The sequence below is a fragment of the Rhodococcus sp. CX genome, assembly GCF_015865005.1.
In the GTDB taxonomy this organism is placed as follows: Bacteria; Actinomycetota; Actinomycetes; order Mycobacteriales; family Mycobacteriaceae; genus Rhodococcus.
In genome coordinates, this window is sequence record NZ_JADZGH010000122.1 from 8,830 (window position 1) to 22,083 (window position 13,254).

At 67.7% G+C, this 13,254-nt stretch carries 15 protein-coding genes; 6 read left to right on the forward strand and 9 right to left on the reverse strand.

Translation table 11 applies throughout. The annotated features are described in order from the left end of the window. The first annotated feature begins 1 nt into the window (after position 1). Entirely contained in the window at positions 2-790 is a 789-nt protein-coding gene (locus I0Q12_RS13095; protein ID WP_197252331.1) for a YncE family protein, read from the forward strand. Positions 791-799: 9 nt separating this feature from the next. Here I0Q12_RS13095 and I0Q12_RS13100 read toward each other — a convergent pair whose 3' ends face one another. Further along, positions 800-946: a hypothetical protein gene (locus I0Q12_RS13100; protein WP_197252332.1), complete on the reverse strand. Its 147-nt coding sequence runs from the start codon at positions 944-946 to the stop codon at positions 800-802. On the opposite strand from I0Q12_RS13100, the gene I0Q12_RS13105 reads away from it, so the two are divergent. Further along, positions 945-1,793: a cutinase family protein gene (locus I0Q12_RS13105; protein ID WP_197252333.1), complete on the forward strand. Its 849-nt coding sequence runs from the start codon at positions 945-947 to the stop codon at positions 1,791-1,793. The two genes, I0Q12_RS13100 and I0Q12_RS13105, sit on opposite strands and share 2 nt — an antisense overlap. Positions 1,794-1,853: 60 nt before the next feature. Here I0Q12_RS13105 and I0Q12_RS13110 read toward each other — a convergent pair whose 3' ends face one another. The 7 genes from I0Q12_RS13110 to I0Q12_RS13140 all read right to left on the reverse strand — a co-directional run bounded on the left by I0Q12_RS13110 (position 1,854) and on the right by I0Q12_RS13140 (position 10,345). Next, positions 1,854-2,765 carry an SDR family NAD(P)-dependent oxidoreductase gene (locus I0Q12_RS13110; protein ID WP_197252334.1) on the reverse strand — a complete coding sequence of 304 codons (912 nt, stop codon included), beginning with the start codon at positions 2,763-2,765 and terminating at the stop codon, positions 1,854-1,856. A gap of 158 nt (positions 2,766-2,923) precedes the next feature. Beyond that, positions 2,924-5,017, reverse strand: coding sequence for a sensor histidine kinase KdpD (locus I0Q12_RS13115; protein WP_197252335.1), 2,094 nt, complete (start codon positions 5,015-5,017; stop codon positions 2,924-2,926). 176 nt (positions 5,018-5,193) lie between these two features. Beyond that, positions 5,194-5,793 carry a histidine phosphatase family protein gene (locus tag I0Q12_RS13120; protein WP_197252336.1) on the reverse strand — a complete coding sequence of 200 codons (600 nt, stop codon included), beginning with the start codon at positions 5,791-5,793 and terminating at the stop codon, positions 5,194-5,196. Between the two features lie 67 nt (positions 5,794-5,860). After that, complete coding sequence (lysX, locus tag I0Q12_RS13125; protein ID WP_197252337.1) at positions 5,861-9,175, reverse strand: bifunctional lysylphosphatidylglycerol synthetase/lysine--tRNA ligase LysX; 3,315 nt, start codon at positions 9,173-9,175, stop codon at positions 5,861-5,863. A gap of 122 nt (positions 9,176-9,297) precedes the next feature. Next, the gene (locus I0Q12_RS13130) at positions 9,298-9,567 is read right to left on the reverse strand and encodes a GlsB/YeaQ/YmgE family stress response membrane protein (RefSeq protein WP_197252338.1); all 270 of its coding nucleotides are present in this window, start codon (positions 9,565-9,567) and stop codon (positions 9,298-9,300) included. A 108-nt stretch (positions 9,568-9,675) separates the two neighbouring features. Then, positions 9,676-9,918: a hypothetical protein gene (locus I0Q12_RS13135; RefSeq protein ID WP_197252339.1), complete on the reverse strand. Its 243-nt coding sequence runs from the start codon at positions 9,916-9,918 to the stop codon at positions 9,676-9,678. Positions 9,919-10,033: 115 nt separating this feature from the next. Beyond that, positions 10,034-10,345: a WhiB family transcriptional regulator gene (locus I0Q12_RS13140; protein WP_197252340.1), complete on the reverse strand. Its 312-nt coding sequence runs from the start codon at positions 10,343-10,345 to the stop codon at positions 10,034-10,036. 203 nt (positions 10,346-10,548) lie between these two features. Here I0Q12_RS13140 and I0Q12_RS13145 point away from each other — a divergent pair, with 203 nt between their 5' ends. The 3 genes from I0Q12_RS13145 (at position 10,549) to I0Q12_RS13155 (ending at position 11,864) form a co-directional block, all read left to right on the forward strand. Next, the gene (locus I0Q12_RS13145) at positions 10,549-10,914 is read left to right on the forward strand and encodes an anti-sigma factor antagonist (RefSeq protein WP_197252341.1); all 366 of its coding nucleotides are present in this window, start codon (positions 10,549-10,551) and stop codon (positions 10,912-10,914) included. Positions 10,915-10,934: 20 nt separating this feature from the next. Continuing rightward, positions 10,935-11,342, forward strand: a complete 408-nt coding sequence (locus I0Q12_RS13150) for an ATP-binding protein (protein WP_197252342.1) — start codon at positions 10,935-10,937, stop codon at positions 11,340-11,342. A gap of 90 nt (positions 11,343-11,432) precedes the next feature. After that, entirely contained in the window at positions 11,433-11,864 is a 432-nt protein-coding gene (locus I0Q12_RS13155; protein ID WP_197252343.1) for a hypothetical protein, read from the forward strand. On the opposite strand, the gene I0Q12_RS13160 is transcribed toward I0Q12_RS13155, so the two are convergent. Further along, a complete protein-coding gene (locus tag I0Q12_RS13160) occupies positions 11,845-12,219 on the reverse strand; it encodes a MerR family transcriptional regulator (protein WP_197252344.1) in 375 nt (124 codons plus the stop codon). The two genes, I0Q12_RS13155 and I0Q12_RS13160, sit on opposite strands and share 20 nt — an antisense overlap. A 145-nt stretch (positions 12,220-12,364) precedes the next feature. Here I0Q12_RS13160 and I0Q12_RS13165 point away from each other — a divergent pair, with 145 nt between their 5' ends. Next, entirely contained in the window at positions 12,365-12,784 is a 420-nt protein-coding gene (locus tag I0Q12_RS13165) for an Hsp20/alpha crystallin family protein (RefSeq protein ID WP_197252345.1), read from the forward strand. Positions 12,785-13,254: the final 470 nt, after the last annotated feature.

A 13,254-nucleotide genomic window follows, 5' to 3' on the forward strand; every position in this document is an offset into this window, starting at 1 on the left:
CATGACCGAGAGGCACAGGATCACGAAGCGGTCACTGTCGGGTGCGGTGACCCTGCTCGGTGCGGCGGCCGTGGCCGTGGTCACCGGTGCGCCCGCCTCGGCCGACGCCGCCGATCCGACCTCCGGCGATTGCGTGCAGAACCTCGGCGGACCGGTGGTCGTGGACGGCGGCGACCCGGTCGCACCGATCTCCCGATTCGAGGACTTCCGCCTCCTCGGACTCGACGGCGGCGCCGGTAACGCGTGCATCACGAACCTGGGACCCGGCACGGTCTCGGTGACGCGACCGGTGGGACGCGTCGACGGCCGCACCACCGTTTCCGCGGCGCCGGTCGAGATGCGGGTCGACGGTGGTGTCGGCAACGTCGCGGTCACCAACGTGGGTGTGGGCGCGGTGACGGTGAACCGCCGCTGGATCGCCCCGGGCCCTGCCGCGGTGCACGAACCTGCGCCCGAAGGGATTCCGGAACTGATTCTCGACGCCGGGCGCGGTGGCGTGTTCGTCACGAACATCGGCGCCGGCTCGGTGACGGTTGCGGACTGGAACGCCGCCGACGGGCCGCTGCCCGCGGAGATCCCCGCGCCGCCCGGCATGGTCGTGACCGACCCGATCACCGGCAACGTCTATGTCACGAACCTGTTCGGCCCGGCCGTCACGGTCGTGCACCGGGCGGGCGCCCAGGCCCGCGTCGTCGACCGCAGCGTCGTGGGGAACACCCTCGACTACGGAACCGGGAACGTGTTCGTCACGAACATCGGAGGAGGTCCGGTAACCGTAATCCGCGAATGACATTCCGGGTCACGTCGTGTTCACGGCCGTGACATGTCGGGTCGGGACAATCGGCCCGAACTCAGCGAACGAGTCGACAGGGGGAGCCGCGTTGAGGCTGAATCGAATGTTGACGATGCTGACGGCAGCAGTGGGAACCGTGCTGGCGTCGGTCATGACAGGACCTGTGGCACAAGCAGATCCGGGGTGGTGTCCGACGCTGAATGTCGTCGCGGTGCCGGGGACGTGGGAGACGTCCAGCACTCCGGATCCGGCGCGCGGCAACGGCATGCTCGCCGCCGTCACCACCGGCCTGCCCCCGGGCACGCGTGTCGACTACGTGCAGTATCCGGCGACCGCGTTCCCGTGGGAAGGCGACGTGTACGCCGCGTCCCGTCAGCGTGCCGTCGACAATGCGCGCGGTCTGATCGCGGCGACCGCCGCGCAGTGCGCCTCCACCCGCTTCGCTCTCGTCGGCTACAGCCAGGGTGCCGACGCCGCAGGCGATCTCGCCGCGGAGATCGGGACGGGACTCGGGGTGGTGCCGCCGCACCGGCTCGTCGCGGTCGGGTTGCTCTCGGATCCGCGACGTTCCGAAACCGACATCCTTGTCGGCCCGCCGGTCGCCGGTAACGGTGCCGGAGGCGCCCGCCTCGGCGGCTTCGGATTCGTGACCCCGAACGTGCGGACGATCTGCGCGGTCGGCGACCTGTACTGCTCGACACCGAAGGACGACTTCGTCACGCGCCTGGCGGGTTTCCTCGCGGTCGCGGCCGGCAGCAACCCGGATCGTTTCGGCGACTACCAGCGCCAGGCGGAGGGCCTGTACAACGACATCATGTCCGCGGGCGGGCTCCCGACCCTGCAGTTGCAGATCACCCCCGAGGCCAACGACGAGCGTGAGGACGAGATCCGCCGGTTCTTCGAATCGCAGGTGCACCAGGACTACGGCACCTACGTTGTCGACGGCCGCGGCACGACCGCGACCACCTGGTTGCGGAACTGGCTCGCAGAAAAGGCGTAGTGCGGCTCCGCCGCCCGTGTGCCTTTGTGGCGGCTCCGACCGCCACAAAGGCACACCACCTCAGTCGATTTCGAACCGCGAACCGACCCGCATCGCACGCGGGGCGAGGCGGCTGATCCACTTACGGGCCTTGGCCTCCGGTGCGACCGTCACGATCGGCTGATTGTGGCGGACCGCCGCGACCATGGCGTTCGCGACCCGCTCGGGCGGGACGCCGAGTTTGCGGTATATCGCGGACGTTCGTGAGCGCCGTGCCTTCCGGACTTCCGGGTTGGGCTCGACGAACTCGATGCTGCGGTTGAAGTTCGTCGAGACCAGGCTCGGGCACACCGCGGTCACACCGATGCCGTATTCGAGCAGTTCGGCGCGGAGACAGTCGGAGAGCATCAGCACCGCAGCCTTGCTCGTGGCATACGCGGCGATGCGCTTCTGCGGCATGAACGCCGCCGCGGACGACACGTTCACGATGTGCCCGCCGGTGCCGCGTTCGATCATCTGCTTCGCGAACACGCGGCTCCCGTAGACGACGCCCCAGAAGTTGACGTCCATGATGTGCTCGAACACTTCCTGCGGCGTGTCGACGAACGATCCGATCAAGCCCAGTCCGGCGTTGTTGACGAGGATGTCCGGCACGCCGTGACGCTCACGGACCTTCCGGGCGAACTCCTGGACCTGCTCCTCGTCGGTCACGTCGACGAGGTAGGCGTGGGCGCCGCCGCCGAACACCGCCGCGGCACCCCCGGCCCGCGGGTCCGGGGTGTTCACGAGTTCGACGGTCTCGCGCGCGGCGTCGAGGTCGACGTCGGCGACGACGACGATCGCCCCGGCCGCCGAGAACGCCTGCGCGGCGGCCCGGCCGATGCCGCTGCCGCCGCCCGTGACCACGACGAGAGTCCCGGTCAGATCACGCAGGCGCAGGTGCAGGGCCGCGCCTTTGCGCCAGCGTCGGATCTGGGACGTACGCGGTGTCATGTGTCCATCTTCCCGTGGCCGGCGGATCTTGGCAGGCGTGACGGAAAGCTGGGACCACAGGGGCATCAGGACCGCGGGGAAGACGAAAGCACCGGCAGTCGCGTGGACTGCCGGTGCTTTCGTTCACCGACGCTCGGGGCGGGTGCGACCCGCCGACGTCAGCGGTTGTCGTCGTATCGCGGTGGTGCCCCGAGGTCCATCGGGCCGCTCCGGAACTGGTCCTGCTGCGTTCCGGGCTGCGACGGCCACTGCGCCCCCGGCGGCATCGGCTGCTGATGCTGGGCCGGTTGCTGATGCTGTGCCGCCTGCTGCTGGGCCCACGCGGTGGCCTGATCGACGTGCCGTGCAGGCTCGTCCGGCGACCGCAGGCGTCGCGGGCGCTCCGCCATCGGTTCGGGAATGCTCTGCTGCACGTCGGTGAGCAGGGACGCGGGGAAGTAGATCGACGCGGTGATGCCCGCGTTCGTCTCCGAATCGAAGGTCGGACGCAGACGCACGCTGATGCCGTTGCGGGCCGCGAGGCGACCCACCACGAACAGACCCATCTGACGCGGTGCGTGGATCTCGGCGCTGTCACCGGCGGCGAGACGCGAATTGATCTCGTTGAGGATCTCCGGGGAGGCGCCGATACCGCAGTCGGCGATCTCGAGCAGCAGACCGCCACCGACCGCGGCGGAGAACTCGAACGTGACGGTGCTGTTCGGCGGAGAGGCCCGCAGCGCGTTGTCCACGAGTTCCGCCAGCAGGTGGACGACGTCGGAGACCGCGCTGCCGACGAGGTACCCGTGCGGGGTGTTGCCGATCCGCACCCGCTGGTAGTTCTCGACCTGGGAGACCGCACCGCGCAGAACGTCGCCGAGCGGAGCGGGGGCGCTGCGGGTACGGGGACGGGTGCCGGAGAGCACGAGCAGCGAGTCGCCGGTGCGTCGCATGCGCGCGGCGAGGTGGTCGAGCGCGAACAGGCTCTGCAGCCGGACCGGGTCCTTCTCCTCGTACTCGAGCGAGTCGATGAGCGACAGCTGTTGCTCGACGAGCGTCTTGTTCCGCCTCGCAAGGGTTTCGAGCATCGTGGAAATCTGCTGCCGCAGATGCGCCTGCTCACCGGCGAGCCGCAGCGCCTCGGAGTTCATCGAGTCCACGGCGCGGGCGAGCTGACCGAACTCCTCGTCGGTGTGCACATCGATCGGTGCGAGTTCCACAGAGGTGACGTCCGCGCCGTCCTTGACCGCGGCGATCGCGGCGGGCAGTTCGTGGTTCGCGGCGCCGAGCACACCGTCACGCAGGCGGCGCATCGGTACGGACAGCGCTCGTGCCACCAGGAGCGCGACCGCGAGCGCGACCGCGAGGATCGCGAGAACGATGATGCTGTCGCGGATGGCGGCGGACCGTGCGTCCGAGGTGAGCCGGTCCAGTGTCGCGGTCATGCGCTGGATGGCCATGTCGTTCGTTTCCTGATACGGCGCGTACGCAGCGAGCATGGAGTCGCGGAGTTCGAGTCCGGCCTCGATGCTGGGCACGAAGTTGGTGATCAGGGAGCGTTTCTGGGCGACGTTCCCGAGCATGACGTCGACCTGACCCGTGTCGAGGGAGGTTCCTCGCAGCAGCCCGAGCGTGCCTTCCTCGATGTTCAGGGCGTTGAGCGCCATGAGCTTGGCCGCGTCGGGGTTGGTCGCGAAGACGGCGAGCGAGGTCATCTGGTCGAGCATCGTCCGCTGGGCGTTCCAGGCGGTGAGCATGTTCGTGCCGTCGGTGAGCACCTCGGTGTTCTCGGTGAGGTCGAGCAGCATGCGGAAGGTCGCTTCACACTTGATGAGGAAGTCGACGGTGCGCTTCTTGAGCTCGTCCCGCGAGATGGAGCCGTCCTGGATCGTGTTGTAGAGCGCCTGCCCGTCGTCGGCGACCGTGGTCAGCCTCTCCGTGACACTCGCGTCGAAATTACCTGCGACCGTGAGGTTCCGGACATTGGCGATCGCCGCCGTGACGTTCTCGGGGCTGAATTCCTCCTCGATGGCCAGGCCGAGGCTGGTGGCGGTTGCCGGGGCGACGACCGTGTTCGAGAAGTCGAACAGCACCGGGATGATTTCCATCTGCTCCGACAACGAGTCGAAGCGGCGTGCTTCGTCGAGCTGCGTCGACACGCGCAGCGCACCGAGCGCGACGGCTGCGAGGAGAGGAATCGCGAGCACGACGGCGAGCTTGTACGACAAGCGCCAGTTCATCAGGCTGAGGGAGCGGCTCTTTCGTTGCCCCATTGATTGCGTCATCCTTCCCCGGGGGATGCGTCTCGGGTAGGCAGTGGGCGCACCCTTCGGCATGTCAGGTGCTCGTTATACAGGATGACAATGCCTGTTGTACATACGATTTATAGGTTCGCTTACGGCGACCTCGCAGAATCCCGTTCTGGCGCAGTGGCGTCCGTCACAGCAGCTCACACCCGGAGCAGATCCCGCACGTGTCCGGTCTCGTTGATCGACGCCGCGCGGCGGGCTCCGTTGCGGGAGACCAGGACCCGGGTCACCGAGGTGTACTCGAGGGGAAACTCGAGCGGTCGAGCGAGACCGAGGATGTCCTGGAGCACGGCATTGACGACACCCCCGTGCGCGAACACCGCGACCGTGTCCTCGTGTTCGCACGCGCCGACGATCCGGTCCACCCCGCTCAGGACGCGGGCGCGGAAGGCTTCCTCGTCGACGAATTCGGGCAGCAGCCCCGCACGGATCCGTTCGAAGGCCGCGGGTGCGAGCTCGCGGGCGTCGTCGAACGGGATGTAGTGGTCGAGGTCGTAGTCGTACTCGGCGAGGTCGACGATCTGCTCGACCGGGAGGTCGCGTTCGACCGCGAGGGGGCCGGCGGTTTCGAGTGCCCGGCGTTGCGGGCTGCTGAAGATCCGGCGGATGCGGTAGGGCGCGAGGGCGTCGGGGAGGCGGGCGGCCTGGACCCGTCCCTCTTCGGCGAGCGCCGGGTCGGCGCGGCCTTCGGTGACCCGGCTGAGTACGGGAAGAGCGTGGCGAATCAGAAGCAACTGCACACAGCCACAGTGCCACGAGGGCCGAGCGATCGCTCGGTGAGGTCGGTGTTTCACGTGAAACCGACGATCACCGTCCGCGGGGTTTGGCGAGCGGGAAGGCCAGCGATTCGCGGATGCTGCCGCCGGTGATGAGCATGACGATGCGGTCCACGCCCATGCCCAGCCCGCCGGTCGGGGGCATCGCGTGCTCGAGTGCCTGGAGGAAGTCCTCGTCCAGCTCCATGGCCTCCTCGTCGCCACCCGCCGCGAGCAGTGACTGCTCGGTGAGCCGGGCCCGCTGATCGATCGGGTCTGTCAGCTCGCTGTAGGCGGTGCCCAGTTCGATGCCCCACGCGACGAGATCCCATTTCGCGGCCACTCCGGGCTTCGTGGGGTGCGGCCGGGTCAACGGCGAGACCGACGTCGGGAAGTCGGTGTAGAAGGTCGGGAATTCGGTGCGGGACTCGACGAGATGCTCGTACATCTCCTGCGCGGTGGCGCCGGCGTCCCACGCCGGGTTGTAGGGGATCTCGCGGTCGTCGCACAGCCGTCGCAGTTCCTCCACCGGCGTGCTCGCGTCGATTTCGACGCCGAGCGCCTCCGAGATCGCCCCGTGGAAGGTCTTCACCGGCCACTCTCCGGAGATGTCGATCTCCACCGGCTTCCCGTCCGGACCGGGCCGGACCAGGATCTCGCGACCGTGCGCCGCGACCGCGGCGTGCTGGACGAGCTCGCGTGCCATCACCCGCATCTGCTCGTAGTCGCTGTGCGCCTCGTACGCCTCGAGGATCGTGAACTCGGGATTGTGCTTGAAATCCGCGCCCTCGTTGCGGAACACCCGGCCGATTTCGAAGACCTTCTCCATGCCCGCGACGCACAACCGCTTGAGATACAGCTCCGGGGCGATCCGCAGATACAGGTCCAGGTCGTAGGCGTTGATGTGGGTGACGAACGGCGCGGCGTTGGCACCGCCGTGCACCGACTGCAGGATCGGGGTCTCCACCTCCAGGTAGCCGCGCGCGGCGAGTTGGTCGCGCAGGGACCGCACGACGGCACTGCGCGCGGTCAGCAGCCGCCGCGCGCCGGGATTGATCGCGAGGTCGACGTAGCGCTGCCGCACCCGTGCCTCGGGGTCGACGAGCCCGCGCCACTTGTCGGGCAGCGGATGCAGGCACTTGCCGTCGAGGCGCCAGTCGTCGACGAGCAGCGCGACGTCCCCGCTGCGGCTGCGTCCCATCGTCCCGCTGACCTCGACGAGGTCGCCGAGGTCGAACCTGAACCTCTGGCCGCCGACGGCGCCCCGCTCGACGAGGAGCTGGACGTCGCCCGACCAGTCCCGCAGCACCGCGAACAGCACCCCGCCGAAGTCGCGGATCCGCAGCAACCGGCCCGCGACGCGAACCGCCGTTCCGACGGGTGCGTCGTGGGCGGCGACCGCGGTGTGGGTGGGGCGCACGGCCACCGGATACGGATCGATGCCCGCGTCGGCCAGCGGCGCGAGTTTCGCCATGCGCACCCGGACCTGCTCGGGGCGCCTGGGCCCGACGGGCGCGGCGGCAACCGGGGGAGCAGCGACGTCGGCGGCAGTGGTGGGGGCGCTGCCGTCGTCGTGCAGTGTCCCGGATTCGGCGAGCGCGGCCGGGGCGTGGTCGTGGGTGCCGGTGTGGTGCGCGGCCTTCTGTCGCCGGAAGCTGGGGACGGTGAGGAAACCCTCGGCGATCGCGGAGGCGATGCCCACGCGGGGAAGCTCCCGGTTCTCACGGAAACACAGGTACCGGGGCGCCCACTGCGGACGGTACTTCAGGTTGGAGCGGTACAGGGCCTCGAGCTGCCACCAGCGGGAGAAGAACAGCAGGATCGACCGCCACAGGCGCAGGATCGGACCCGCCCCGATCTGCGACCCTTCCTCGAACACCGACCGGAACACCGCGAAGTTCAACGAGATTCGGGTGACACCGAATTCGTTGCCGTGCGTGGCCAGTTCCGACACCATCAGCTCCACCACGCCGTTCGGGGCGGAGGGGTTGCGCCGCATCAGGTCCAGCGAGATGCCGTCGGTGCCCCACGGCACCAGCGACAGCAGCGCGACGGTCTCGCCGTGGATGTGCGCCTCGACGAGCAGGCAGTTGCCGTCGAGGGGGTCACCGAGCCTGCCGAGCGCCATGGAGAAGCCGCGTTCGGTCTCGGTGTCGCGCCACTCGTCCGCCAGCCGGATCACTTCGGCCATTTCGTCCGCCGTCAGATCGCGGTGCCGCCGGATCCGCACCGCCACGCCCTGTTTCCGCGCGCGGCCGACGGCCTGGCGGACGGGCCGCATTTCCCGGCCGGAGAGCGTGAATTCCGAAGTGTGCAGGATCGCTTCGTCGCCGAGTTCGAGCACCGACAGCCCGGCTCGGTTGTATGCCGTCGCTCCGGCTCGACTCGCTCCCATCACCGCCGGCGCCCAGCCGTAGCCGCGGGCCAGGGCGAGCCATTCGTCGATCGCGTGCGGCCAGGCCTCGGGGTTGCCGATGGGGTCACCGCTGGCCAGGCACACCCCGACCTCGACGCGATAGGTGACGGCGGCCTTCCCGCTCGGGGCGAACACCACGGCCTTGTCCCGCCGGGTCGCGAAGTAGCCGAGCGAATCGTCCCCGTCGCGGTCGAGCAGACCACGGATCGCGGATTCGTCGCTGCCGGTGAGCGCGTTCTCCGCGCGTTGCGAGCGGAACAGGACGACGACCGCCGCCAGCAGTGCCAGCGCGCCGAGCAGGCCCAACAGGGTGTTGACGAAACCGTTTGGGCGACCGCTGAACTGGTCGTTGTCGAGGATGGTCAGCGCGGTCACGCGGTTGAACGCCCACAGCAGTCGTTCGTCGCCCGGCAGCGAGCCGGGGAACAGTTCGACCAGGCCCCAGCCGATCAGGGTCCCGAGGGCGAGTCCGCCGACGAGCACCGCGAGTGCCTTCCACACCGCTCCGGGTCGGACCCGCGTGTAGAACTGCGGGTATGCGGCGATGAGGATCGCGACGACGGCGAGATGCACGAGGAGCGCGACGACTGCGTTCGGGTTGCGCTCGGTCACCGCGACCACGGCGTTGTCGATCGTGAAGGCGATGAGGTAGACGGTCAGGATCCACCAGGCGATGCGTTTTCGTCCGGCCAGCGCCGCCGCGAGCAGACCGACGACCAGCGCGTACGAGAGACTGGTGTCCGGTGCGTCGAAGTAGTAGGTGTCGACGTACTCGCGCGGCACGTGGATCCAGTAGCGCAGGGTCGGCGAGATCGACCACAGGGCCACCAGTACGGCGAATACGCCCAGGACCGTTCCGGTTACGTGGGGGACAGAAGCGAGTCGCCCCCCGGCGGTCGCGGCGGGCAGTCGCGTGGAGACGGCCGGTGGGACGGTGACATCCGCAGGCATGATCACGACGTTAGCCGCGCTGCCGGAAGAGGGTTGTGAAACCAGAGGATTCGAGAGCACGAGCCGGGGTGGGCGTCGTGGCGACGCCCACCCCGGAGAGTACCGGAGTTACCGGCCCTCGGTCAGACCCGGCTGCGGCCGGTCACGAGCTTGACGAGGAACAGGAGGATGCACGCACCGGCCAGGCAGGTGACGAAGCTGAACAGCCAGCCACCGCTCTCGACGTCGGCGCCGAGGAGGCTGAAGATCCAGCCGCCGATTAGGCCGCCGATGATGCCGACGACGATGTTGAGCAGGATGCCCTGCTGGGCGTCGGTACCCATCAGTTTCGAACCGATCCAGCCGGCGAGGCCGCCGATGATGATCCAAGCGATGATGCTCATTGACAACATAGCGTCGAGTCTCCTTTTTCCGTTATCGGTGTCGCGTCGGGGATTCCCCGGTAGAAGCGTCGATATACCTTGCGCGGCAATATATTTCGAGTTGCATTCAGGGGGCGGTCACCCGCCGATCATCACCGATGCGGTGAGGATGCCTCCGGCGGTGGCGAGCGCGACCAGGGCGCCGAGGGGTGCCGAGTGGGTGAGAACGGCGGCCGGGATTCCCGTCACGCCGATGCCGGCGAGAGCGAGGGAACCCGAGAAGCCGATGGGGTGATCTGCGAGGCGGGTGGGGGATCCGTCCGGGGTTTCGATGTCGTTCCCGCGTGAGGTGATCGGGCGTCCGGCGATATCGGCGTGCATAGTCGTCCTCTCCTGCACGGCGCTCGTGCGCCATCGGGGGCGTACCTGCTGTGTGACCGGAGGATGCCCGTTGCGTGACGGATCGATACCTGTGGGAAAGCCGATGCGTTCGAGTTCAGGCGGATGCCGGGCGTAGTGCCCGACGTTCCGTCTCGGACAGTCCGCCCCACACGCCGTGCGGTTCCCGGACGGCGAGTGCGTGATTCAGGCAGGCCACTCGCACCGGGCAGCTGATGCACACGGTCTTCGCGGCGATCTCGCGGCGGCGGCGCTCACGGCGGGACTCGCCGGTCGGCGCGAAGAACACTGCCGAGTCCGTGCCGCGGCAGGCCGCACGCAGCTGCCATTCCCACTCGCTTTCGACGGGACGCAGACGGGGATTTCGATACTGTCCGATTCGCTTGCTGCGCCCGGTGTTCTCGGCCATTTCCATACCTCCGGCTCGATGGGGAAATCGAAATTCGCTTTCGAACAGGTGATTACTTCTAGGCCACTCTGCGCAGGCGTGTCAAGCTCGAAAAAAACAGGTTTGAAGTGCGAAAACAGGGGTACGGACCCGTCGCCGAATTTCGATGTGTGGAATGGTTGCGAGCGGGGTAATCGGGGATGATCACGTGTAGCCTTCAGCGAATGGAATACCCGGATGTTGCACCCGAATCGCATCTCGGACTCGACGTGGAGCTCACCGACAGTGTGGTCGTGCTGCACGTGAGTGGGGAGATCGACGTAGTGACCGCGCCGGCGTTCGAGCAGAAGCTCGCCGAGTTGGCCTCGGTGCCCGATACCTCGGCACTGTTGGTCGATCTGCTCGGCGTCCGGTTCCTCTCCTCCGCGGGCCTGGCGGTGCTGATGCGCACAGCCGACGAACTCGAGGGCCGTTCCCGGTTCCTGATCGCCGCCACCGGCCCGGCCACCGCGCGGCCGATGACGCTCGTGGGAATGGCCGAGACCCTCGAGATCTTCCCGACGGTCGCAGCGGCACTGACGACGGTATGAACGAGTGCGAAAGGCGGGTCGTGGGGGCTACGGCGGATCGGAACCTGGTGATCGAAGGCGAACGCGCCGACCCGCACGTGCTCGCGACGGTGCGTCGCCGACTCGCGGAATTCGCGCGGGGGATCGGGTTGCCGCCGGACACCACCGGCGATGTTCTGCTGGCCACCTACGAGGCGCTGGCGAACATCGTCGAACATGCCTATCCGACCGGCGACGCGGGCACGTTCGATCTCGTCGTCGAACACAGTGACGAGGACGCAGCGCTTACCGTCACCGTCGTCGATCGAGGGTCCTGGAAACCGGAGAGCGACAACAGTATGACGAGGCGCGGCCAGGGACTCCGGCTGATGAAGGCCCTGAGTGACTCCGTGTGGGTCGACCGTCGAGACGAGGGAACGCAGATCCGGATGCAGTGGAACTACAGGTAGGCCCACCGGTCCCGGCGAGGCCGATGCGGGGCGGTTGAGACGGGCGGCGGCGGGGTACGAGTTCACATATTCCGACTCGAGGAGGGCCCCATGAAGAAGATCATCGCTGCTGCACTGGTCGCATCCGGAGCCGTACTGTCCCTGGCCGCCTGCAGCGACGACGACTCCGACTCCGCTTCGGTCACCACCGACAACTCCGTCGAAATGCAGACGCCCACGGAGGAAGAGACCACCGCCGACGAGACCACGGTGACGTCCACGGACGAGCTGGGCGCATTCGACCAGGCCAAACTGAGTGCCTTCGTCGTCGCGTTCCGCACGGGCTACTCGGACCTGTCGGAGAACCGGGACGACGCCAGCATCGAGAACATCGTGATCACCTCGTGCAACGATCTGGCGAGCGGCGCCGACGAACAGCAGGTCACGCAGCAGATCATGACGCTCGCCGCCAACAACGACGTGCAGCCGACTGCCGAGCAGGCCGAGCAGATCTACGACCTGGTCACGCCTGCCTGTCCCTGACCTTCGGTTTTGCCTCGGCCGCGCGGCCGTCTCCGCTCACGTTCGCTTCGTGACGGGCTCGGAGGCGGTCGCGTTCTGCCGTGAGCGCGGTGTTCGCGTCCTCGAGTTCGAGAATGCGCGCGATTCCGGCGAGATTGATGCCCTGGGAAACCAGCGCGACGATCCGTTCCAGCCGGGCTAGGTCGTCCCCGCTGTAGCGGCGGGTGCCGCCGGCGCTGCGAGCCGGGGTGACCAGGCCGTGCTGTTCGTACAGCCGCAGGGTCTGGACTCCCACTCCGGCCAACTCGGCCGCGACCGAGATTGCATACACCGCCTGGGACGAACCGGGCAGGTGGTCGCGTCGATCCGAGTCCATGACATTCCTTTCTGATCGGCTGTCAGATTACCTGATTTCCTCCCTTGCACTCTTCTCTCGTCAGTGGTACATAATATCTATGTCAGATGACATAGGTTATCTGAGTTCCTTCAACTGAGAATGGAGTGAACCGGAGGTGGCGACCATGTTGATGCGCACCGATCCCTTCCGCGAGCTGGACCGCCTGACCCAGCAGGTATTCGGTACGCCGGCGCGCCCGGCGGTCATGCCGATGGATGCTTGGCGGGAAGGTGACGAATTCTTCGTGGAGTTCGATCTGCCGGGTATCGACGCGGACTCCCTCGATCTCGACGTCGAACGCAACGTGGTCACCGTGCGGGCGTCGCGTCCCGAGCTGGATCAGGGACGCACCATGATCGCCGCAGAACGCACGCGCGGTGTCTTCAGCCGGCAGCTGTTCCTCGGGGAGAATCTCGACACCGACCGGATTCGCGCGGAATATCGTGACGGCGTGCTGCGACTGACGATCCCGGTGGCCGAGCAGGCGAAGCCCCGCAAGATCGAGATCGCGCGGGAAACCGAGCGCCAGGCGATCAGCGCCTGATCGCCCCCCGGTTGCTTCGGGAGATCCGATGACGACCGTTGCAGTTCTTGATCTGTCATCGCTCGACAACCGGTTGCTCGTGCCCGACCTGGATCTTTCCGGGTTGTTCGGTGAGATCGAGACCTTCGGCCGAGAGATCCCGGCACCACCGGAACGATCCATGGGTGTGTCCACCGCACTGCGGGATCGCGGCGGGGAAACCGGATTGCGGTATCCCCCCGTCCTGCAGGGCAGACGACCGAGAGGGATACCACCCACTCAGCGCAGCCCTCCGGAGGGGCGGAGGCCTCCGGCCCGTAGCGAAGGCGACGGTGCCGAAGGCCTCCACCCCGAAGCGGAGCGCCGTCATCGCTCGACCGAGAGTGAGGTGATGCCAGTCGCCGGCCAATGCGTACCTCATCCGTTTTGCCTCTCCTCCGACGGGTGGGCCCGGACGACATCGTGTCTCCGGGCCCACCCGATTTTTGTGC